Origin of the sequence: Cryobacterium sp. HLT2-28 (assembly GCF_004402495.1) — a bacterium.
GTDB lineage: Bacteria > Actinomycetota > Actinomycetes > Actinomycetales > Microbacteriaceae > Cryobacterium > Cryobacterium mannosilyticum.
Genome location: NZ_SOFH01000022.1, coordinates 22,987 through 43,490, shown reverse-complemented (window position 1 = coordinate 43,490; position 20,504 = coordinate 22,987). Strand labels below are relative to the sequence as shown.

General features: G+C 68.2%; 21 protein-coding genes and 1 tRNA gene. 13 read left to right on the top strand and 9 right to left on the bottom strand.

Annotated features, from left to right (window positions below; genetic code table 11):
* Window positions 1-31 precede the first annotated feature (31 nt).
* From E3O48_RS11010 to rlmB, 4 genes are all read left to right on the top strand, one after another.
* The gene (locus E3O48_RS11010; RefSeq protein WP_134506949.1) at window positions 32-514 is read left to right on the top strand and encodes a CarD family transcriptional regulator; all 483 of its coding nucleotides are present in this window, start codon (window positions 32-34) and stop codon (window positions 512-514) included.
* A 114-nt stretch (window positions 515-628) separates the two neighbouring features.
* Window positions 629-1,867 (top strand): 2-C-methyl-D-erythritol 4-phosphate cytidylyltransferase, encoded by a 1,239-nt coding sequence (ispD, locus tag E3O48_RS11005; protein WP_134538814.1) that lies wholly within the window; start codon window positions 629-631, stop codon window positions 1,865-1,867.
* Entirely contained in the window at window positions 1,864-3,279 is a 1,416-nt protein-coding gene (gene cysS, locus E3O48_RS11000; RefSeq protein WP_134538813.1) for a cysteine--tRNA ligase, read from the top strand. Before ispD ends, cysS begins: the two co-directional genes overlap by 4 nt.
* Window positions 3,279-4,355, top strand: coding sequence for a 23S rRNA (guanosine(2251)-2'-O)-methyltransferase RlmB (rlmB, locus tag E3O48_RS10995; RefSeq protein WP_134506832.1), 1,077 nt, complete (start codon window positions 3,279-3,281; stop codon window positions 4,353-4,355). Before cysS ends, rlmB begins: the two co-directional genes overlap by 1 nt.
* Before the next feature lie 99 nt (window positions 4,356-4,454).
* Here rlmB and E3O48_RS10990 read toward each other — a convergent pair whose 3' ends face one another.
* Together E3O48_RS10990 and E3O48_RS10985 are read right to left on the bottom strand one after the other, a co-directional pair.
* Entirely contained in the window at window positions 4,455-5,783 is a 1,329-nt protein-coding gene (locus tag E3O48_RS10990) for a DUF4032 domain-containing protein (RefSeq protein ID WP_134538811.1), read from the bottom strand.
* Window positions 5,784-5,862: 79 nt separating this feature from the next.
* Window positions 5,863-6,960 (bottom strand): ABC transporter ATP-binding protein, encoded by a 1,098-nt coding sequence (locus E3O48_RS10985; RefSeq protein ID WP_134506836.1) that lies wholly within the window; start codon window positions 6,958-6,960, stop codon window positions 5,863-5,865.
* Between the two features lie 257 nt (window positions 6,961-7,217).
* Between E3O48_RS10985 and E3O48_RS10980 the strand changes: the two genes are divergently transcribed.
* Window positions 7,218-8,132, top strand: a complete 915-nt coding sequence (locus E3O48_RS10980; protein ID WP_134538809.1) for a thioredoxin domain-containing protein — start codon at window positions 7,218-7,220, stop codon at window positions 8,130-8,132.
* A 76-nt stretch (window positions 8,133-8,208) separates the two neighbouring features.
* Window positions 8,209-8,284 (top strand) — tRNA-Thr (locus tag E3O48_RS10975).
* On the opposite strand, the gene E3O48_RS10970 is transcribed toward E3O48_RS10975, so the two are convergent.
* The 3 genes from E3O48_RS10970 to msrB all read right to left on the bottom strand — a co-directional run bounded on the left by E3O48_RS10970 (window position 8,263) and on the right by msrB (window position 9,563).
* A complete protein-coding gene (locus tag E3O48_RS10970; RefSeq protein WP_134538807.1) occupies window positions 8,263-8,478 on the bottom strand; it encodes a hypothetical protein in 216 nt (71 codons plus the stop codon). The genes E3O48_RS10975 and E3O48_RS10970 overlap by 22 nt on opposite strands.
* Window positions 8,479-8,609: 131 nt before the next feature.
* The gene (locus E3O48_RS10965; RefSeq protein WP_370249787.1) at window positions 8,610-9,152 is read right to left on the bottom strand and encodes a nitroreductase family protein; all 543 of its coding nucleotides are present in this window, start codon (window positions 9,150-9,152) and stop codon (window positions 8,610-8,612) included.
* A gap of 9 nt (window positions 9,153-9,161) precedes the next feature.
* Window positions 9,162-9,563 (bottom strand): peptide-methionine (R)-S-oxide reductase MsrB, encoded by a 402-nt coding sequence (gene msrB, locus E3O48_RS10960; RefSeq protein WP_134506844.1) that lies wholly within the window; start codon window positions 9,561-9,563, stop codon window positions 9,162-9,164.
* 191 nt (window positions 9,564-9,754) lie between these two features.
* Here msrB and E3O48_RS10955 point away from each other — a divergent pair, with 191 nt between their 5' ends.
* The 5 genes from E3O48_RS10955 (at window position 9,755) to groL (ending at window position 14,027) form a co-directional block, all read left to right on the top strand.
* Window positions 9,755-10,054, top strand: coding sequence for a DUF3263 domain-containing protein (locus tag E3O48_RS10955; protein ID WP_134538803.1), 300 nt, complete (start codon window positions 9,755-9,757; stop codon window positions 10,052-10,054).
* A 57-nt stretch (window positions 10,055-10,111) separates the two neighbouring features.
* Complete coding sequence (locus E3O48_RS10950) at window positions 10,112-10,675, top strand: LytR C-terminal domain-containing protein (protein WP_134538801.1); 564 nt, start codon at window positions 10,112-10,114, stop codon at window positions 10,673-10,675.
* A gap of 269 nt (window positions 10,676-10,944) precedes the next feature.
* Window positions 10,945-11,148, top strand: a complete 204-nt coding sequence (locus tag E3O48_RS10945) for a cold-shock protein (protein ID WP_134362230.1) — start codon at window positions 10,945-10,947, stop codon at window positions 11,146-11,148.
* A gap of 82 nt (window positions 11,149-11,230) precedes the next feature.
* A complete protein-coding gene (locus E3O48_RS10940) occupies window positions 11,231-12,289 on the top strand; it encodes a DUF3048 domain-containing protein (protein ID WP_166788679.1) in 1,059 nt (352 codons plus the stop codon).
* Window positions 12,290-12,407: 118 nt separating this feature from the next.
* Window positions 12,408-14,027, top strand: coding sequence for a chaperonin GroEL (groL, locus tag E3O48_RS10935; RefSeq protein WP_134506852.1), 1,620 nt, complete (start codon window positions 12,408-12,410; stop codon window positions 14,025-14,027).
* Window positions 14,028-14,091: 64 nt separating this feature from the next.
* Here the strand turns inward: groL and E3O48_RS10930 are convergent, their stop codons facing one another.
* The 3 genes from E3O48_RS10930 to E3O48_RS10920 all read right to left on the bottom strand — a co-directional run bounded on the left by E3O48_RS10930 (window position 14,092) and on the right by E3O48_RS10920 (window position 16,957).
* Window positions 14,092-14,382, bottom strand: coding sequence for a WXG100 family type VII secretion target (locus tag E3O48_RS10930; RefSeq protein WP_134538797.1), 291 nt, complete (start codon window positions 14,380-14,382; stop codon window positions 14,092-14,094).
* Window positions 14,383-14,502: 120 nt separating this feature from the next.
* Window positions 14,503-16,233: a cell wall metabolism sensor histidine kinase WalK gene (locus E3O48_RS10925; RefSeq protein WP_134538795.1), complete on the bottom strand. Its 1,731-nt coding sequence runs from the start codon at window positions 16,231-16,233 to the stop codon at window positions 14,503-14,505.
* 31 nt (window positions 16,234-16,264) lie between these two features.
* Window positions 16,265-16,957 carry a response regulator transcription factor gene (locus E3O48_RS10920; protein WP_123046624.1) on the bottom strand — a complete coding sequence of 231 codons (693 nt, stop codon included), beginning with the start codon at window positions 16,955-16,957 and terminating at the stop codon, window positions 16,265-16,267.
* Between the two features lie 112 nt (window positions 16,958-17,069).
* On the opposite strand from E3O48_RS10920, the gene folP reads away from it, so the two are divergent.
* Together folP and E3O48_RS10910 are read left to right on the top strand one after the other, a co-directional pair.
* Window positions 17,070-17,978: a dihydropteroate synthase gene (gene folP, locus E3O48_RS10915; RefSeq protein ID WP_134538793.1), complete on the top strand. Its 909-nt coding sequence runs from the start codon at window positions 17,070-17,072 to the stop codon at window positions 17,976-17,978.
* A gap of 2 nt (window positions 17,979-17,980) precedes the next feature.
* The gene (locus E3O48_RS10910; protein ID WP_134538792.1) at window positions 17,981-18,691 is read left to right on the top strand and encodes a pyrimidine reductase family protein; all 711 of its coding nucleotides are present in this window, start codon (window positions 17,981-17,983) and stop codon (window positions 18,689-18,691) included.
* 114 nt (window positions 18,692-18,805) lie between these two features.
* On the opposite strand, the gene E3O48_RS10905 is transcribed toward E3O48_RS10910, so the two are convergent.
* Complete coding sequence (locus E3O48_RS10905; protein ID WP_134538790.1) at window positions 18,806-20,461, bottom strand: DNA repair helicase XPB; 1,656 nt, start codon at window positions 20,459-20,461, stop codon at window positions 18,806-18,808.
* Window positions 20,462-20,504: the final 43 nt, after the last annotated feature.

The following is a 20,504-nucleotide window of genomic DNA, read 5'->3' as shown; positions in this document are numbered from 1 at the left end:
ATCCTAGACGTTGCTGAAGGGATATACATACATGCTTTTTGAGGTTGGCGAAACCGTCGTTTATCCCCACCATGGAGCCGCGACAATCACCGAGGTGAAGACGCGGATCATCAAGGGTGAAGAGAAACTGTACCTGAAGCTCAATGTCACTCAGGGCGATCTCACCATTGAAGTACCCGCCGAGAATGTGGACCTCGTCGGCGTGCGCGACGTGATCGGTAAAGAGGGGCTCGACAAGGTGTTCGAGGTGCTCCGCGCGCCGTTCACCGAAGAGCCCACCAACTGGTCACGCCGTTACAAGGCGAACCTGGAGAAGCTCGCCTCGGGCGACGTCATCAAGGTGTCCGAGGTCGTCCGCGACCTGTGGCGCCGCGACCAGGACCGCGGTCTGTCCGCCGGGGAGAAGCGGATGCTGGCAAAGGCCCGCCAGATCCTGATCTCCGAACTGGCCCTGGCCGAGAAGACCGACGAAGAGAAGGCATCCACCGTTCTCGACGAGGTTCTCGCTTCGTAACACCGTTCTTTCGTTGGAGGGCGGCGCCGCAAGGTGCCGCCCTTCGCGTTTCCCCTCCCGGCAGTCGGCGCAGCCGCCCTGTTCGACGTCGACCTCACCAGATAGCCTCCAGACATGACTGATCACCCTGCGCCCCTGGTCGCTGTCATTGTCGTCGCCGCCGGCAGCGGCAGCCGGCTCGGTCACAGCGAACCCAAGGCATTCGTGCCCCTCGCCGGCCGCACCCTGCTCGAGCGCGCCCTGCTGACCGTGTTCGGGATGCGGGAGCCCGCCCAGGTGATCGTCGTCGCCCCCGAGAACCGGCTCGAGGCGGCGCGGGTGATCGCCGGCGCGGTCGCCGGCCCACTCGGCGACCGCGTGGACGTCATCGCCGGCGGGCCGAGCCGGCAGGACTCCGTGAACCGCGGGCTCGCCGTGCTGCGGCCCGGCGTGCAGACCGTCCTCGTGCACGACGCCGCCCGGGCGCTCACCCCGTCGGCCCTCTGCGACGCGGTGGTCGACGCCGTCCGGGCGACCGGGAACGGGATCGTTCCCGGCCTGGCCGTGGTCGACACCATCAAGCGCGTCGACGACGGGGGAACGATTCTCGGCACGGTCGACCGGTCCGAACTGTCCGCCGTGCAGACCCCCCAGGGGTTCCCACGGGACGTGCTCGTCGCCGCCGCGGCCGCCGCGACCGGTGAGGCGACCGACGACGCCGCGGTGGTGGCATCCGCCGGGCACCCCGTCAACGTCATCCCCGGCGACGCCCTCGCCTTCAAGATCACCACGCCGTGGGACCTGCGCCGCGCCGAATCCCTGCTCAGCGCAGGGTCGGCGACAGCCGAAACGGCAGGCCTGACCGCCGACCGGGGACCCCGGGTCGGCACGGGCCTCGACGTGCACGCCTTCGACGACAGCTCGGCCCTCTGGATCGCCGGCCTGCACTGGCCGGGGGAGCGCGGGCTCTCGGGGCACAGCGACGGTGACGCCGCCGTGCACGCCGTCTGCGACGCACTGCTCGCCGCCGCGGGGCTCGGCGACCTCGGCGGGGTCTTCGGCACCAGCGACCCGGCCTTCGCGCAGGCGCACGGCGACGTTTTCCTGCGGGAGACCCTCCGGCGGGTCACCGAGGCAGGCTTCCGGGTCGGCAACGTGACCGTGCAGATCATCGGCAACCGTCCGAAGCTGGCGCCGCGCCGCGCCGAGGCGGAGGCGCTCCTCGGATCGCTGCTCGGCGCGCCCGTGAGCGTCTCCGCGACGACGACGGATGCGCTCGGATTCACCGGCCGCGGCGAGGGCATCGCGGCCCTCGCGACCGCGATTCTGTTCCCCGTTCTCGCCGTGCGCCCTGTTCTAAGCTGGGAGGCGTGACCATCCGACTCTACGATTCCCAGGCCCAGGCCCTCCGTGACTTCATTCCGCTGAAGGATGGTGCGGTCGGCATCTACGTCTGCGGACCGACCGTGCAGTCATCGCCCCACATCGGCCACCTGCGCAGCGCCCTGGTCTACGATCAGCTGCGCCGCTGGCTCACCTACCGTGGCCTCGACGTGACCTTCGTGCGCAACGTCACCGACATCGACGACAAGATCCTCGCTAACGCCGCCGGCACCACCGAGCAGTGGTGGGCCCTCGCCTACCGCTACGAACTCGAGTTCACGGCCGGATACCAGCGTCTGGGCATCCTCGCCCCCAGCTACGAACCGAGAGCCACCGCCAGCGTGCAGCAGATGCAGGACCTCATCGGCCGGCTGATCGAACGCGGCCACGCCTACCCGGCCGCGGACGGCTCCGGCGATGTCTACTTCGACACGAAGAGCTGGCCCAGCTACGGCGCCCTCACCCGCCAGGGCGCCGGCGACATGGAGTCGGCGACGGATGCCGACCCGCGCGCCCGCAAGGATCCGCGCGACTTCGCCCTGTGGAAGGGGCACAAGGCGGATGAGCCGGAGTCGGCCTCCTGGCCCTCGCCGTGGGGTGCCGGTCGCCCGGGCTGGCACATCGAGTGCTCCGCCATGGCGTCTCGCTACCTCGGCGTGCAGTTCGACATCCACGGCGGTGGCCTGGACCTCCGCTTCCCGCACCACGAGAACGAACTCGCCCAGTCCGGCGCGGCCGGGGATGCCTTCGCCAACTACTGGATGCACAACGGCCTCGTCAACGTCAACGGTCAGAAGATGTCGAAGTCGCTCGGCAACTCGGTGTTCGCGGCGGAGTTGCTCGAACAGGCCCGTGCCATCGTGGTGCGCTACTACCTCGGCGCCGCTCACTACCGGTCCACCATCGACTTCCACGAGGGTTCCCTGGTCGAGGCCGAGGCCGCGCTCGAACGCGTCGAAAGCTTCCTCGACCGTGCCGACCGTCGACTCGCCGACACCCGGTTCGCCGGGTCGGGCGTGCAGATCGTGCCGGACGAATTCGCGGTCGCCATGGACGACGACCTGGCCGTGCCTCAGGCCCTCGCCGTGCTGCACGAGACCGTGCGCACCGGCAACGCCGCACTCGATGCCGAGGACCTCCACGCCGCGGCCGCCGCCCGCGGCCACGTGCTCGCGATGAGCGAAGTCCTCGGGATCAACCCGTTGTCGCCCGGCTGGGCCGTCGCCACCGACGAACCGGCCATGATCGCCCTCACCGCCCTTGTCGAGCGCCTGCTCGACGACCGCGAGATCGCCAGGCAAAGCCGTGACTACAAGGCCGCAGACCGTATCCGGGACGAGCTCGTCGCCGCCGGAATTACCATCGAAGACACCCCGTCGGGTGCGCATTGGAGTTTTGACTGATGAAGAACACTGACCGCAAGGCCCGGACCGGGTCCGTGCGCAAGGGCAGCCGCGGGCCGCAGGTCGGCTCCGGCGGCCAGGGCCGGCAGGCCCTCGAGGGCAAGAAGCCCACCCCCAAGGCCGAAGACCGCCCGTACCACCCCGCCGGCAAGCGCAAGGCAGCCCAGGACCGCTTCGCCGCGGCCGGCGGCGGCCGCAGCCGCAGCACCGCCGGCTCGCAGGCTCCCCGCAGCACCGCCAACAGCGGCGGCGGCGGCACGTCGACGCGCCGGGCGAAACAGGCCGACGAGCACGAGGTCGTCACCGGCCGCAACTCGGTGCTCGAGGCGCTGCGAGCCAAGATCCCCGCCTCCGCCCTCTACATCGCGACGCGCATCGAAATGGATGACCGGGTCAAGGAAGTCCTCTCCCTCGCCACCACACGCGGCATCCCCGTGCTCGAGGTGATGCGCCCGGAACTGGACCGCCTGGCCGGCCGCGACTCCGTGCACCAGGGACTGGCCCTCAAGGTGCCAGCGTACGAGTACGCGCACCCGATGGAACTTCTCGAGCTGACCATCAGCCGCGGGCACAAGCCACTCTTCGTCGCGCTCGACGGCATCACCGACCCCCGCAACCTGGGTGCGATCATCCGTTCGACCGCCGCCTTCGGCGGACACGGGATCATCGTGCCGCAGCGCCGCTCGGTCGGCGTCACCGCGTCGGCCTGGAAGACCTCCGCCGGCGCCGCGGCGCGCACCCCCGTCGCCATGGCCAGCAACCTCACCCAGACGCTCAAGGCGCTCAAGGAGAAGGGCGTGCTCGTCATCGGCCTCGACGGCGCCGGCGACACGTCACTGCCGGAACTCGGCATCGGATTCGCCGAACGACCCATCGTGGTCGTCGTCGGCAGCGAGGGCAAGGGCCTGTCCCGCCTCGTCACCGAGACCTGTGACGCCATCGTCTCGATCCCGATCAGCGCGACGACGGAATCGCTGAACGCCGGCATCGCGGCGAGCGTGACCCTGTACGAGATCTCCCGCCTCCGCGCCACCGCGAAGGCAGCCAAGGCCGCCAAGGCCGTCGCGACCGCCTGACGGCCCGTCGGTCCCGGCAGGCCGATCGGCCCGATGACTTACGGGAAAAGCGCCTTCATCCACCGGATGAAGGCGCTTTTCCCGTAGCTCGGGCCCGGATCAGACCTTGAGGCGCCAGTCGGCCTCGTCGTCCGCGGCGGTGTCGGCCGCGTTGGCCGCGGCGGCGACCGCGTCGTCGGTCACGTCGATCGGCAGTGTGATGGACCCGGTCGGCGGCTCGATCACCGTCGCCTCGTCACGGCGGTGACGGAGCACATCCTTGACATACGACGTGACGGCCTCGGCAAGGGGGATGTCCCTGCCCTGGTTCTGGGCCATGAACCACCGATGGTCGAGCAGCTGGTGGAAAACCTCGGCCGGTTCGAGCTTGCCCTTCAGGTCGCGGGGGATCGCCCGGATCACCGGCTCGAAGACCCGCACGAGCCACTCGTGGGCGAGCATCTCCTCGTCGCCGTCCGGGTCGCCGTAGGTGACCCGATAGGAGTCGAGGTCGTTGAGCAGGCGGCGGGCCTGGTTCTCCTCGGCGTCGAGGCCGGTGAGCCGCAGCAGGCGGCGCTGGTGGTGTCCGGCGTCGACGACCTTCGGCTGGATCCGCACGGTCGTGCCGGCGCTGTCGGTCTTGATCGCGAGTTCCTCGATGTCGAAGCCGAGGTCGTTGAGACGTTCCACGCGTTCGGTGATCCGCCAGCGTTCCGCGCTCGAGAACGACTCGGAACCGGTGAGCTCCGTCCAGAGCAACCGGTAGGCGGCGACAATGCCGTTGCTGACCCGGATCGGGTCGAGCTCGTCGGCGACGCGGCCGCCGGCCTCGAGGTCCATCAGCTCGCCGGCGATGTTGACGCGGGCGATTTCGAGGTCGTTCTCGCGCTGCCCGTTGGAGAGTCCCCCGGGGTAGAGCTGGCCCGTTTCGGCGTCGACGAGGTAGGCGGCGAACGCGCCGGCGTCCCGGCGGAACAGGGTGTTCGAGAGGGACACGTCGCCCCAGAACAGCCCGGCCATGTGCACCCGCACCAGGAGAAGGGCGAGGGCGTCGACCAGGCGGGTGGCGGTGTCGGGGCGCAGGGTCTGCGAATACAGCGCGCGGTACGGCAGGGAGAACTTGAGGTGCCGGGTGACGAGCACCGAGTTCAACGGTTCGGAGTCATCCGTCGTCCGGTTGGTGATCACGGCCAGCGGCTCGACGCAGGGGATCTCGAGTCCCTGCAGGGTGCGCAGCATCTCGTACTCGCGCCTGGCCATTTCGCTGGTGGTTTCCTTGATGGCCACGACACGCCCGCTGAGGTGCGCGAACCGCACCAGGTGCCGGGAGATGCCCTTGGGCAGCGCCGCGATGTTCTCGTTCGGCCAGGCGTCCAGTGGAAGCTGCCAGGGCAGGTCGAGCAGTGCCGGGTCGGCCGTGGCCGAGGTGATATTGAGAGAACCGCTCATGTCGGGGGCCTAACTGTGCGTAGCGAAACGGCCGGACGAAGCGATGCTCCGTCCGGCCGTGTCAGTGGTGAACTCTGTCTTAGTCTGCGACTGCCCCGCCGAGGCGGAGGCCGGTCTCTGCGTCGAACACGTGCAGGTGGTGCGCCGTCGGGGTGAGGTAGACGGTGTCGCCGGCTGCGGGGTGCGAGCGGCCATCAACGCGGGCGACGATGTCGGTGCGCTTGCCCTCGACAGTGGAGTGGCCGTAGAGGTAGCCGTCCGCGCCGAGTTCCTCGACCAGGTCCACGGCCACTTCGAGGCCTTCGCCGGGGGTGGCCGACAGGTGGATGTCCTCGGGGCGGACTCCGATGGTGACCTTCTTGCCGGTGGAGCCGGCGAGGGTCTCCCGGGGGACCGGAACCGTGGCGGTGCCGAACTTGATGCCGCCGTCGACGGTGTCGGCCAGGAACAGGTTCATGGCCGGGCTGCCGATGAAGCCGGCGACGAACACGTTGTTCGGCTTCGCGTACAGGTCGCGGGGGGTGCCGACCTGCTGGAGCACGCCGTCCTTGAGCACCGCGATGCGGTCGCCCATGGTGAGGGCCTCGGTCTGGTCGTGGGTGACGTAGACGGTCGTGACGCCGAGGCGGCGCTGCAGCGACGCGATCTGGGTGCGGGTCTGAACGCGCAGCTTGGCGTCGAGGTTCGACAGCGGCTCGTCCATCAGGAACACCTGGGGCTGACGCACGATGGCGCGTCCCATGGCGACGCGCTGACGCTGGCCACCGGAGAGGGCCTTCGGCTTGCGGCTGAGGTAGGGCTCGAGGTCGAGCAGCTTGGCTGCTTCGAGAACGCGCGCAGCGCGCTCGTCCTTGTTGACGCCGGCGATCTTGAGCGCGAAGCCCATGTTCTCGGCGACGGTCATGTGCGGGTACAGGGCGTAGTTCTGGAAGACCATGGCGATGTCGCGGTCTTTCGGCGGGACATCCGTCACGTTGCGCTCACCGATGAAGATGTTGCCGTCGTTGACCTCTTCGAGGCCGGCGAGCATGCGCAGGGAGGTCGACTTTCCGCAGCCGGACGGGCCGACCAGGACGAGGAACTCACCATCGGCGACCGAAAGGTCGAGGTGGTCGACCGCGGGGCGGGTGGAACCCGGGTAGAGGCGGGTTGCCTTGTCGAACGTGACTGAAGCCATTATCTGTATTCTCCTTCACCGGCAGGTACGTGCCGGACGATCCGTAGTGATGGGATTTAGCGGCCGTTCACCTGCTGTTCGCAGAAGAACGACCTCTCCAGTATGTCACGTGCGGGGGAACGCCCGGCGGGGGATCGGCTGGGCGGCGCAATCCGTTAGTAGGCTCCGTCTGGGGATTTCCCAGACTGGGCACCTACTATTTGGAATGCACGTGCAGCCGAAACCGCCGTGCATTTGTCTACCCGGAGCGAACATTCATGACTATTGGCGGATCAGCCGAGGGCCGTCCCTCTAAGAACCAGCGACGCGACGCGGCTCGGATCAAGGCCACCCAGTTACGTGTGGAACAGAAGAAGAAGGACCGCCGCAACCGGGTATTCCTGCAGGGCGGCATTGCCGTGGCGTCCATCGCCGTCGTCGCGATCATCGCCCTCATCATCATGAATTCGATCCGCCCGGCCGGCCCCGGCCCTGCGAACATGGCCAGCGACGGCGTCCTGATCGGCGAGGGAATGACGGTCGTCAAGACCGCCGCACTGCAGCCCAAGGCAAAGCCGGTCGCGTCCAAGCCGGACCCGACCGGCACCGTGGCCGACATCCGGGTTTACGTCGACTACCTCTGCCCGTTCTGCGGCCAGTTCGAGAAGACCAACAGCGCACAGATCATCAATTGGGTGAAATCGGGGGCCGCGACCGTGGAGATCCACCCCATTTCGATCCTGACCAGCAAATCGGCTGGCACCCAGTACTCACTCCGGGCGGCGAACGCGGCGACCTGCGTCGCCAACTACTCCCCGAACGATTTCTACGCGTTCAATGCGGCTTTGTTCGGCGACCAGCCCAAGGAAGGCACGGCGGGGCTCGACGACACGGAGATCAAGGGCCTGGTGAAGAGCTCGGGGGTCGGTGCCGCCCGCTCGAAGATCAACACCTGCATCGACGAGGCCACCTTCAAGTCCTGGGTCGTCGCCGCCACCGATCGGGCGCTGTCCGGACCGCTGCCCAACAGCGCGGTCAAGGCGATCACCGGAACCCCCACCGTGCTCGTCAACGGCAAGCAGTACGTCGGGGCACTCGACGATCCCAAGGAGTTCGCCGCGTTCGTGCTGCAGTCCGCCGGGGAAACCTACTCGACGTCCACCCCGACCCCCACTCCGACGCCGGCCGGTTAGCGCCGGAGCCCCCGTAGTGGCCCCACCGGCCGCGATCGTCATTTAGGATGGGATTCCGAGGCGGCACTCGTCTCATGCCGGCCTGGCGCAATTGGTAGCGCACCACTCTTGTAAAGTGGGGGTTACGGGTTCAAGTCCCGTGGCCGGCCCCACAGACCGCTCGGGCCGGGCGTTCCCCCTTGGCCAGCAGCACCAGCCAGACGTAGGCGCCCACGAGTTGCCAGAGCTGCCGCAGGATGGCGTCGACCAGCGGCTCGAGGCGTCCGACGCGGCCGGCAGGCCTGCTGGTCTCCTTTCCGTGGAGGACGGGGAGACGGGCGGTCGATGTGCTGGTGTGTGTGCTCACGGCTCGAGAGTAGAACGCGACGGTGGCGCCGAAGAGAAGCGCGAACCGACGGTTCCGTGACGTTCCGGTGTCCGTTCGGGGTGGACCGAGGTCGGCGAGGGCGCCGGCCGCCCGGGTGCCGGCACCGTCCGCTAGAGCACGCTCAGATACTCCGACGGGTCGATGGGCTGTCGCACGCCGGGTTTGGCGCCTTCGGGAACCCCGCCGACGTAGAGCCAGCCGAGGAGATCCTCCGATTCGGTGAGGCGGTGCAGATCGTGGACGGGGCGGGTCCTCGCCAGCGGTCCGGTACGCCATATCACGCCCCAGCCGGCTTCGGCGAGGAGGAGGCTCAACGTATGCCCGACGCCGGCGGCCACGGCATCCTGTTCCCAGCCGGCGACCTTGGCGTTGTCGTGACGACTGGCGACCACGGCGATGAGCAGCTCCGCGCGGAGCGGTTTCTCGACCAGCCTGGCGGCGTCAGCGCCGGTGACACCGGCCGCCGTCGCCATCGCCTCACCCAGCCGTCGGCGGGCGTCTCCGCGGAGTTCGATCAGTCGCCACGGGCGCAGTGCGCCATGGTCGGCGACCCTGGCCGCCGCTGCGACGAGGGGCAGTAGGTCTTCGTGGCTGGGTGCCGCGGACGTCACCCTGGAATGGGAACGGCGACGGCCGACCGCGTCGAGGACCACGGGCACCGGTTACTCGACCGGAGTGAAGTTCAGCGAGATGGAGTTCATGCAGTACCGGTCCCCGGTGGGAGTGCCGAAACCGTCGTCGAAGACGTGGCCCAGGTGCGAACCGCAATTCGCGCACCGCACCTCTGTGCGCACGACGCCGAGCGAGCGATCCTCGATCAACTGGACAGCCTCCGGTCGCACCGACTCGTAAAAGCTCGGCCAGCCGCAGCCGGAGTCGAACTTGGTTCCGCTCTTGAAGAGCTCGGCGTTGCAGGCTCCGCAGGTGTAGACGCCGGAGCGGGCCTCGTCGAGCAGTTCCCCGGTCCAGGCGCGCTCGGTCGCTGCTCCGCGCAGGACGGCGTACTTCTCGGGGCTGAGTTCTTCGCGCCACTCGGCGTCTGACTTCTTGACTTCGTAGTCCATCGTGCGTCCTTCCGTCTCGACCGGGGCGCGGCCGACTTCTGTTCTTTCCAACCCTAAACTCGGCCGGCCCGGTCGGTATTCCGGCCTGAGAGACCGTACAGCGGATTCACATCCCATTTCACCCTGCCGGGGTGGTCCAGCGAGTATCCAGACCCTGACAAATAGGATGACAGGCAAGGAGGTGGTGGCAGGTGGACGGAACACAGGCAGCGAACGCGGCCGGGCTCGTCGTGCCTCCCTCCGGTCTGACCGACAGGGATGTGACCGTCCTCGCCTTCGAACGGCGATGGTGGAGGCACGCGGGAGCGAAAGAGCAAGCCATCCGCGCCCAGTTCGACCTCTCGGCAGCCCGGTACTATCAGCTCCTGGCCGTCCTGATCGAATCGCCGGCCGCGCTGGCCCACGATCCGATGCTGGTGAAGCGCCTGCATCGGATGCGGGACGCCCGGGCGCAGGCCCGGGACAGCCGATCTCTCGGCCCCACCGATTAACGCGCCTCCGCTCGACCAACCAATGCACAGCCGAAAAAGGAACGACTCAGTCCCACGATGACGACCTCGCACCCCAAAGACCGATTCGACCACCTCCCGCACTCCACGGAACGGGTCGGAGCGCACCGCGCCCCGCCCAGGAAGGGCCGAGGCTGGGTCGCCTTCTGGTGGGCGTTCGCCGCGACCGTCCTGCTCATCGGAATCGGGGTGGCCGTGCTCGCGGCACTGAACAACCGCCTCAGCTTCGACCTGCCCGGAACGTCCCCCTCCTCCAGCGCCTCCGCGCCGGCCGAGACGCCGGCGGCGGCCCCCACGGCCGTGGCCACCGTCGACCCCGGACTCTCGGTCACGGTGCTCAACGGCACCGCCGGCGCCGGCGTGGCCGCCGACGTGGGCGACCTGCTCACTGCCGCCGGCTGGACCGTCGGAGCGCTCAGCAACGCCAGCACCGAAGACGTGCCCAAGACGATCGTCTACTACGCCGACGCGAAACTGGAGGGCGCGGCCCGCGGTGTTGCAGCGTCTCTTCCCGGGGCGGACGTGCTACTCGCCACTGACTTCGCCGAATCCGGTGCGGACCTCACCGTCGTGGTCGGCAACGACTACGTCCCGGCAGGCTGACCTCGCGCCCGGCCGGGGCCGCAGCCGCTGAAAGTGCAGGCGAGACTCCACTTTCCACTGGCCGTATATACGTCGGCTTGCTCGTCGTCAACCCCCTTTCGTTCGCCGGACGCTTCAGTAACATCTGGAATTGGTCGCACATTTATTCGCACAGGCGCTCCGCAGGGGGCGTATTCCACTGCTCGGAAACGATGGACGCAGTCACTGCGCCAGGCCCGGTACGGCCACGAGGCGAGTGCTGAAGGAACTGCTGCAACAAGGAGTAAGACATGGCGAACGGAACCGTCAAATGGTTCAACGCTGAAAAAGGCTTCGGCTTCATCACGGTCGACGGGGGTGGACAGGACGTATTCGTCCACTACTCCGCCATCGACATGCACGGCTACAAAGTTCTCGAAGAGGGCCAGCACGTCATCTTCGAACTGGGGACCGGGGCAAAGGGGCCACAAGCTGAATCGGTTCGTCCGGTCTGATTCTCAGACCAGGCGTACCGGATCTCAGGGCACGCCCCCTCGCGCGCAGGCGGGTTGACCGCGTGGCGTTAGGGTGTGGGACGTGAGCGCGTTGAGAACACCAGACAAGCGGAGAAGCACGGCCCGGATCATCGGTGCCGTGCTTCTTCCCTGTGCGCTCCTGCTCGCGGCGTGCACCGCTGACCGGCCGACGCCCACGGCGAGCCCACCGGCCGGCCAGGCGGAGTCGACGTATACCGCGCCGCCCGCGACCGAGATGGCCCCGTTGCGCGGCACCGGCGTGCCGACCGGCAGCCTGGCGCATCCGTCCCTGGCGGCGAAGATCGACGACCATGAGGCGGCGAGGCCCCAGTTCGGGCTCGAGCGCACCGACCTCGTCTTCGAGGAACTCGTCGAGGGCGGACTGACCCGCTACGTCGCCGTCTGGCACTCCGACGTGCCCGACGTGGTCGGACCGATCAGGTCGATCCGGCCGATGGACCCTGACATCATCGCGCCGCTGGGCGGGATCGTGGCCTACTCGGGCGGCCAGCAACAATTCATCGACATGATGACCGCAACGTCCGTGGTCAACGCGGCCTTCGATTCCGACGTGACCGGCCTGTTCTCCCGCACGGACGAACGGGACGCGCCGCACAACGTCGTCCTGCAGGCGAAGGCGCTGGTCGAGCGGAATGACACCGTGCCGGCACCACCGCAGCAATTCGCCTATGCGGCGACGGTCCCGGAGTCATCCGCAGCGGTCGACGGCACCCCGGTAACCACGATCAGCTCGAGGTTCTCCGACTCGCGCTGGCCCGACTGGACCTGGGATGCCGCGTCGACTTCCTACCTGCGCAAACAGGAGGGAGCGCCCGACCTCGACGCGGGCGGCGTGCAACTTCGGTCGACGAACGTGCTCGCCCTCCGCGTGGCCATCGACGACACCTACCTCAACGTTCCGAAGACCACGATGATCGGCTCTGGAGAGGCCTGGCTGTCCACCGGCGGCAAGACCCTGCACGCGCTCTGGACCAAGGCGGGGCAGGCCGCGCCGATCCGCCTGACCGACGACAACGGGGTCGTGATCCGTCTCGCCCCGGGCAACACCTGGATCGAGCTGGTCCCGGTGGATCGCGGCTCGGTCACCCTGGTGCCGTAGCCCCCGCCGTTCACTTGCACTCTCGACCCCAGAGTGCCAGAATCGTTTTGGCACTCTCTCTGTTTGAGTGCCAACCCATCATCGTTTTGGTAACGTCCGGGAGGGACGAGAAACACATATGGCAAAGATCATCGCTTTCAACGAAGAGGCCCGTCGCGGCCTTGAGCGTGGCCTGAACATCCTCGCTGACACCGTCAAGGTCACCCTCGGCCCGCGTGGACGCAACGTCGTGCTGGAGAAGAAGTGGGGCGCCCCCACGATCACCAACGACGGCGTCTCCATCGCCAAGGAAATCGAACTCGACGACCCGTACGAGAAGATCGGTGCCGAACTCGTCAAAGAGGTCGCCAAGAAGACCGATGACGTCGCCGGCGACGGAACCACCACCGCCACGGTCCTGGCCCAGGCCCTCGTCCGCGAAGGTCTGCGAAACGTCGCAGCCGGCGCCGACCCGATCAGCCTCAAGCGCGGCATCGAGAAGGCGACGGCTGCCGTCATCGCCGAGCTGATCGCCAACGCCAAAGAGGTCGAGACCAAGGAAGAGATCGCGGCCACCGCATCGATCTCCGCCGGTGACGCCGAGATCGGCGCGATCATCGCCGAGGCCATCGACAAGGTCGGCAAGGAAGGCGTCGTCACCGTTGAGGAGTCGAACACCCTCGGCACCGAGCTCGAGCTCACCGAGGGCATGCGTTTCGACAAGGGCTTCCTGTCCGCCTACTTCGTGACCGACCCTGACCGTCAGGAAGCGGTCTTCGAAGACCCGTACATCCTGATCGTCAACTCCAAGGTCTCGAACATCAAGGACCTGCTTCCCATCGTGGACAAGGTCATCCAGACCGGCAAGCAGCTCCTCATCATTGCCGAGGACGTCGACGGCGAGGCCCTGGCCACGCTCGTAGTGAACAAGATCCGCGGAATCTTCAAGTCCGTCGCCGTCAAGGCTCCGGGCTTCGGCGACCGTCGCAAGGCGCAGCTGCAGGACATCGCCATCCTCACCGGTGGCCAGGTCATCTCCGAGGAGGTCGGACTCAAGCTTGAGAACGTCACCCTCGACCTGCTCGGCAACGCGCGCAAGATCGTCATCACCAAGGACGAGACCACCATCGTCGAAGGCGCCGGAGACCCCGAAGCCATCGCCGGACGCGTGCAGCAGATCCGCAGCGAGATCGAGAACACCGACAGCGACTACGACCGTGAGAAGCTCCAGGAGCGTCTCGCCAAGCTCGCTGGCGGCGTTGCCGTCATCAAGGCCGGCGCCGCGACGGAGGTTGAGCTCAAGGAGCGCAAACACCGCATCGAGGACGCCGTCCGCAACGCGAAGGCTGCCGTCGAAGAGGGCATCGTCGCCGGTGGTGGCGTTGCGCTGATCCAGGCCGGCAAGACCGCCTTCGAGAAGCTGGAACTGACCGGCGATGAGGCAACGGGCGCGAACATCGTGCGCGTGGCCATCGACGCTCCGCTCAAGCAGATCGCGCTCAACGCCGGCATGGAGCCGGGCGTTGTCGCCGACAAGGTGCGCAACCTGCCGATCGGTTGGGGCCTCAACGCCGCAACCGGCGAGTACGTCGACATGCTCGCCGCCGGAATCAATGACCCGGTGAAGGTCACGCGTTCCGCGCTGCTGAACGCATCGTCGATCGCCGGACTGTTCCTCACCACCGAGGCCGTCGTGGCCGACAAGCCGGAGAAGAACTCCGCGCCGGTCGGCGACCCGTCGGGTGGCATGGACTTCTAAGTCCGAACCGATTCACGGCAGGGCGTCTCCTTCGGGGGCGCCCTGCTTTCGTGTGCCCGGCCGCTCACTGGGAGAAGAGCCGCACGTTCGCCTGCTCGATCTCCGCGTACTGGTGCCCGGCCTGGTTCAGGGCCTGGCCGAGCGCCTCCGCGCACTGGGCCACCTGTTCCTGGGCGGCGCGCCAGTCTGCCACTGCCGTCTGGAAGGCCGTGGCGGCCTGGCCGGACCACGTTCCCTCCAGTGCGGTGAGCAGGGCGATGAGCGCGGCGACCTCGGACTGGATGCGTCCCATCGCGGCGCGTGACGTGACGGTCGTGCTCAGCACGGCCTCGCTGTCGACCTGGTAGCGGGTCATGGTTGTCCTTTCGGCAGGGGATGCCGAACAGGCTAGGAACCATGGCCGGGTGCGCGGCTGACCATCGTCCAGGCCGTGCAGGGAACATGCGGGAAGCCGCGGGGGAGGGATGCCGGGGCGCTACGAGGTGGACGGCACATGCAGTCGCTGCGGCGCGTTCGGCGACCCGGCGAGCGGGAACCAGACCCGGAAGGTGGCCCCTCCGCCCGGCGTGTCAAGAACCTGCACGGTGCCGTTGTGGCTGGCGACGATGGAGGCGACGATGGCGAGGCCGAGGCCGCTTCCGCCGGTCTCGCGGGCGCGTGAGGTGTCCGCGCGCCAGAAGCGCTGGAAGATCTTGTCCCGGATCTGCGGCGGAATTCCTTCGCCATGGTCGACGATGGCCACCGAGGCCCGCTGGTTCCTGCGGTCGACCGAGACCTCAAGTTCGACCGGGCTGTCGGGTGGGCTGAAGCGCAGGGCGTTGCCCATCAGGTTGGTGATCACCTGCCGGATCTTGTTCTCCTCGGCCATGATGACCGCCTGCACGTTGCCGGGCGGGGTCAGCGGCCCTGCCGCCGGGAGCGGGGCGATGGCATCCGTCTTGCGCGGCTTTCGGGTGCGCAGCCGGGCGAGGGTGGCGCCGGCGAAGGAGACGGAGCCGGCGTGGACGGCCTGCTCCTCCGGTTTGGGCGGGACCGCCGCGGACGAGGGGACGGGAGCCGGCGTCGTGACCTCCCCCGTGGAGCGCGCCAGGTCGATCTGCGGCCGGTCGCCGGCGTCCTCGAACTCGGTCGGGATGGGGGTGACGACGGTGACGCTCCGGCCGGGGGAGGACGCCATCGCGTCGAGGGCGGCGTCCCGGGCGAGGGGCATCAGGTCGACGGGGGCGAGGGCGAGCGGCTTGGTCTCATCGAGGCGGGCCAGTTCGAGGAGGTCCTCGACCAGGCCGCCCATCCGGATCGCTTCCTTCTCGATGCGTTCCATGGCCTGGGCCACCTCTTCGGGTGACTGCAGAGCGCCCATCCGGTAGAGTTCGGCGTAGCCGCGCACCGAAACCAGGGGGGTGCGCAGCTCGTGGCTGGCGTCCCCGACGAAGCGGCGCATCTGGTCGATCGTTCGCGCCCGATCCTTGAAGAGCCGGTCGATGCGGCTCAACATGGTGTTCAGGGATCGATTGAGTCGGCCGACCTCGGTGTTCGGCGTCGCCCCGCCGAGTCGCTGGCTGAAGTCGCCGTCGGCGATCGCCGCCGCGGTGCGCTCCACCTCGCGCAAGGGTGCGAACGTGGTCGTGACCAGCAGCCGGGTGAGCAGGGCGCCGACAAGCACCACGCCGAGTCCGAAGCCCAGGAAGATGGTGAGGTAGGTGGCCATCGTGTTCTCGGTCTGTTTGAGCGAGACCGCCATCACGAGCGTGCCAAGGGTGCCCTGGGGAGTGATGACCAGGGGAACGGCGACGGCCAGGTATTCGGTGTCGCGCGCCGAATCCTTGAGAGTGAGGGTCCTGCCGTCGAGTTCGATGACCGACTGCAGGTCGAGGGAGGAGCTGATCACCGGGAGCTCCCGCACCGGGCGGTCCTTCCAGGTGTGGTCCTTGAGGGTGCCGTGTTCGTCGTAGAGGGCGACGAAATAGTCGGCCGAGACCACCGCGGGATTGCCCTGGCCGAGTGCGCTGGCGGAGTAGCCGTTGGACGCGGTCTGGGCATCCGCCTGCAGCTGGGCGTCGACCTGCTGGATCACGTACTGGCGCAGCATGGCCATGGTGCCGACCCCGGACACGAGCAGCCCGAGAGTCAGCATGAGCACGGTCACGCCGGTGATCTTGGAACGGAGGGAAATGCGGCTCCACCGCTCCATTAGTGACTGATGCATCAGACCCCCAGTGTAGAGACGGAGTCTGGGACTACGCCTTGGCGGCCTTGAGCATGTAACCGAAACCGCGCTTGGTCTGGATGAGGGGCTCGCTCGAGTGCGCGTCGACCTTGCGGCGGAGGTAGGAGATGTAGGACTCGACAATCCCGGCGTCGCCATTGAAGTCGTACTCCCAGACGTGGTCGAGGATCTGGGCCTTGGAGAGCACCCGGTTCGGGTTCAGCATCAGGTAGCGCAGCAGCTTGAACTCGGTCGGGCTGAGCTCGATCGGCACGTCGCCGACGAGCACCTCATGGGTGTCCTGGTCCATGGTGAGTTCGCCGGCCCGGATGACCGCGTCTTCGTCCGCGTGCATGGTGCGACGGAGGATCGCCTTGATCCGGGCGACGATCTCGTCCAGACTGAACGGCTTGGTGACGTAGTCGTCGCCGCCGACGGTGAGCCCGGTGATCTTGTCTTCCGTGTCGTCCTTGGCGGTGAGGAAGAGGATGGGCGCGGTGTATCCGGCCGAACGGAGGCGCTTGGTTACGCCGAAGCCGTTCATGTCCGGCAGCATCACGTCCAGGATGATGAGATCGGGCTCTTCCTCCAGCACGGCGGAAATCGCCTGCGCCCCATTGCCGACGGCGCGCACGGCGAAACCGGCGAAGCGCAGGCTGGTGGTGAGGAGATCCCGGATGTTGGGCTCGTCGTCGACAATAAGAATGCGGGGGCCATCGGTCATGCCCCAAGTATCTGCGCGTTAGCTGGTGGTTTCCTGAGAGCTGGACTGCCCGGGAATGAGAGCATTGCACTCGAGGGAATCCTCGCCGCCGCAGCCGACCAGGGGAATTGACATGGACACCGCGCCCGCCCGACCGTTCGTCGCGCTTCCCGAGCTGATCCGGCCCCGCCGTCTGATCGGCGGGAGGGTGTTCGACTTCTCCCGCGAAGTGGCCGTGATGGCCATCATCAACCGCACACCGGACTCGTTCTACGACAGGGGCGCCACCTTCGCCCTGGACGCCGCCGTGAGCGCCGCCCGCCGGGCGATCGAGGACGGCGCGGACTGGATCGACATCGGCGGCGCGAAGTTCGCTCCCGGCCCGGCTATCCCGATCGAGGAGGAGATCGACCGGGTGGTCCCCGTCGTCGAGGCCCTCCGCGGCTCCGGCGCCGTCATCTCCATCGACACCTTCCACTCGCAGGTCGCGGCCGCCGGCATCGCGGCCGGCGCCCACGTGATCAACGACACCACCGGCATCCATGATCCGGCGATGGCCGACGTCGTCGCGGACAGCGACGCCACCCTGGTGATCACCCACAGCCTGGCCCCGCCGCGCACGCCGCACCCGGCGCCGAGCTACGTCGATGTCGTCGACGAGGTCTCCGCGTTCCTGCGGGAACGGGTCGCGCTCGCCCGGGATCATGGGATCCCCGCCGAACGGATCATCGTCGACCCGGGCCACGACCTGAACAAGAACACGTCCCACTCGCTCGAGCTCACCCGGCGGCTCGCGGAGATCACCGCCCTCGGTTACCCGACCCTGGTCGCGGTGTCCAACAAGGACTTCGTGGGGGAGAGCATCGACCGCGAACGTGGGGCCAGGGTCGAGGGGTCCCTTGCCGCCGCGGTCTACTGCATCCTCCAGGGCGCCCGGATCGTGCGGATGCACAATGTGACGGCCGCCGTGGACGCGGTGCGGATGACCGAGGCCATCCTGGGCTTTCGCCCGCCCGCCTACCTGCGCCACAACCAGGCCTGAGCATGCTGGACCAGGCCGAACTGATCCGGCGCTACCGAGTGGCCGACCGCGCCGAGACACGGGTGCGGGTGAACTTCATCACCAGCCTCGACGGGGCCGTCACGGTGGAGGGGCTGAGCGGGGGGCTGGGCAACGACGATGACAAACTCGTCTTCGACACCCTGCGGCTGCTCTCCGACGTGATCGTCGTGGGTGCCGGGACCGTGCGCGCCGAGGGGTACGGCGGCATCCGGCTCAGCCCGGCGGATGCCGCCTGGCGGCTCGGCCAGGGGCTGCCGGCTCAGGTGCCGGTGGCGGTCGTGTCGTCCCGGCTCGAGCTGGAGCCGGGGCATCCGTTCTTCCGTGACGCGGCCGTGCGCCCGATCGTCGTCACGCACGCCGGGTCGCCGGCCGGGCGCCGGGCCGAACTCGCCGAGGTGGCCGACGTGCTGGTCTGCGGGGAACGGGACGTTGACCCGACCGTGATGGTTGCGGCTCTCGCCGCCCGAGGGCTCCCCCAGATTCTCTGCGAGGGCGGCCCGCACCTGTTCGGCGCGCTGATCGCGGCGGACTGCGTCGATGAACTCTGCCTGACGATCAGCCCGGTGCTCGAGGGCGGCGCTGCCGGCCGGATCGCCCGCGGCGACTCCGGAGCCACCCGGCCGATGGCGCTGCTGCACGTGCTCACCGCCGGCGACATGCTCTTCCTGCGCTACGCCCGCCGCCCGGCATGACCCCGGAGCCCGCCGAACTGCCCGCCGAACTGTGAGTTCGGCCCCTTTGCCGGCCTGAAACCCGGCCGAACTCACAGTTCGGCGAGGTGGGATGCTCAGGTCGCGGGGGGCAGGTCAGGCGACGAGGGTGGGGGAGTCCAGGTTCTGCGAGTCGAGGATCGTGTAGCTGTAGCCCTGCTCTGCGAGGAAGCGCTGCCGGTTCTGGGCGAAGTCCTGGTCGACGGTGTCCCGGGCGACGAGGGTGTAGAAGTTCGCCGAGAGGCCGGACTCCTTCGGGCGGAGCAGACGGCCGAGGCGCTGGGCCTCCTCCTGGCGTGAGCCGAACGACCCGGACACCTGGATGGCGACGGTGGCCTCCGGCAGGTCGACCGAGAAGTTCGCGACCTTCGACACCACGAGCAGGTTCTCCTCGCCCACCCTGAACGCCTGGTAGAGGCGTTCGCGTTCGTCGACGGGCGTGGCGCCGGTCAGTTTGGGTGCGTTCAGGGCGTCGGCGAGTTCGTCGATCTGGTCGAGGTACTGGCCGATCACGAGGATGCGCTCGCCCGGGTGCTTGGCGACCAGCCGCCGGACGACGTCCAGCTTCGCCGGCGCCGTGGCCGCCATCCGGTAGCGCTCGTCGTCCGCCGCCGCGGCGTAGCTCAGCCGTTCCGACTGCGGCAGGTCGATCCGCACCTCGTAGCAGGAGGCCGGCGAGATGAAGCCCTGGGCCTCGATCTCCTTCCACGGGGCGTCGAATCGCTTGGGGCCGATCAGGCTGAACACATCGCCCTCGCGGCCGTCCTCGCGCACGAGCGTCGCGGTCAGCCCGAGGCGGCGGCGCGCCTGGAGCTCGGCGGTGAGTTTGAAAACGGGCGCGGGCAGCAGGTGCACCTCGTCGTAGATCACCAGGCCCCAGTCCATGGCGTCGAGCAGCTCGAGGTGGGCGTACTCGCCCTTCCGCTTGGCGGTGAGGATCTGGTAGGTCGCAATGGTGACCGGCTTGACCTCCTTGACCTGGCCGGAGTACTCGCCGATCTCGTCGGCGGTGAGAGTGGTGCGCTTGAGCAGCTCGTCGCGCCACTGGCGGGCGGAGACTGTGTTCGTGACCAGGATCAGCGTGTTCGTCTTGGCGGTTGCCATGGCCCCGGCCCCGACGAGGGTCTTGCCGGCGCCGCAGGGGAGCACGACCACTCCGGAACCGCCGTCGAAGAAACTGGCGACGGCCTTGTTCTGGTAGTCCCGGAGCGCCCAGCCGTCTTCGAGCAGCGCGATCGGATGCGGGGTGCCCGGCGTGTACCCGGCGAGGTCCTCGGCCGGCCAGCCCAGCTTCACGAGCTCCTGCTTGAGCTGCCCGCGGGCCCACGGCTCGACCAGGAACGAGTCGGGGGACGGATGCCCGATCAGCAGCGGTGAGATGCGCTTGGCGCCGGCGACCTCGGTGAGCACCGCCTGGTCGTTGCTCTGCAGGACCAGCCGGCCCTCGGCATCCCGCTCGATGACGAGGCGTCCGTAGCGGCCGACGGTCTCCGTGATGTCGACGCTGACGGTCTGCGGGATGGCGAACTTCGAGTACTTCTCGAGCGTGGCGAGCATGTCGATGGCGTCGTGTCCGGCGGCGCGCGCATTCCAGAGGCCGAGCCGGGTGATCCGGTAGGTGTGGATGTGTTCCGGCGCGCGTTCCAACTCGGCGAACACGGCCAGATCGTGCCGGGCGTCCTCGGCGAGAGGGTGCGCGACTTCGAGCAACACGGTGCGGTCACTTTGGACGATCAGGGGGCCATCAGACATAACCGTCAATCCTACCCGCGTGTGCTGGAACGACGGCCACCCG

Bases quoted from the DNA above. Each gene is read 5' to 3' on its own strand.
- E3O48_RS11010 (WP_134506949.1), top strand. From the start codon at position 32: ATGCTTTTTGAGGTTGGCGAAACCGTCGTTTATCCCCACCATGGAGCC.
- E3O48_RS10930 (WP_134538797.1), bottom strand. From the start codon at position 14,382: ATGACCCGCTACCAGGTCGACAGCGAGGCCGTGCTGAGCACGACCGTC.
- E3O48_RS10950 (WP_134538801.1), top strand. From the start codon at position 10,112: ATGACGACCTCGCACCCCAAAGACCGATTCGACCACCTCCCGCACTCC.
- E3O48_RS10945 (WP_134362230.1), top strand. From the start codon at position 10,945: ATGGCGAACGGAACCGTCAAATGGTTCAACGCTGAAAAAGGCTTCGGC.
- E3O48_RS10985 (WP_134506836.1), bottom strand. From the start codon at position 6,960: ATGGCTTCAGTCACGTTCGACAAGGCAACCCGCCTCTACCCGGGTTCC.
- groL (WP_134506852.1), top strand. From the start codon at position 12,408: ATGGCAAAGATCATCGCTTTCAACGAAGAGGCCCGTCGCGGCCTTGAG.
- ispD (WP_134538814.1), top strand. From the start codon at position 629: ATGACTGATCACCCTGCGCCCCTGGTCGCTGTCATTGTCGTCGCCGCC.
- E3O48_RS10990 (WP_134538811.1), bottom strand. From the start codon at position 5,783: ATGAGCGGTTCTCTCAATATCACCTCGGCCACGGCCGACCCGGCACTG.
- E3O48_RS10910 (WP_134538792.1), top strand. From the start codon at position 17,981: ATGCTGGACCAGGCCGAACTGATCCGGCGCTACCGAGTGGCCGACCGC.
- E3O48_RS10905 (WP_134538790.1), bottom strand. From the start codon at position 20,461: ATGTCTGATGGCCCCCTGATCGTCCAAAGTGACCGCACCGTGTTGCTC.
- E3O48_RS10920 (WP_123046624.1), bottom strand. From the start codon at position 16,957: ATGACCGATGGCCCCCGCATTCTTATTGTCGACGACGAGCCCAACATC.
- folP (WP_134538793.1), top strand. From the start codon at position 17,070: ATGGACACCGCGCCCGCCCGACCGTTCGTCGCGCTTCCCGAGCTGATC.
- msrB (WP_134506844.1), bottom strand. From the start codon at position 9,563: ATGGACTACGAAGTCAAGAAGTCAGACGCCGAGTGGCGCGAAGAACTC.
- rlmB (WP_134506832.1), top strand. From the start codon at position 3,279: ATGAAGAACACTGACCGCAAGGCCCGGACCGGGTCCGTGCGCAAGGGC.
- E3O48_RS10925 (WP_134538795.1), bottom strand. From the start codon at position 16,233: ATGCATCAGTCACTAATGGAGCGGTGGAGCCGCATTTCCCTCCGTTCC.
- E3O48_RS10980 (WP_134538809.1), top strand. From the start codon at position 7,218: ATGACTATTGGCGGATCAGCCGAGGGCCGTCCCTCTAAGAACCAGCGA.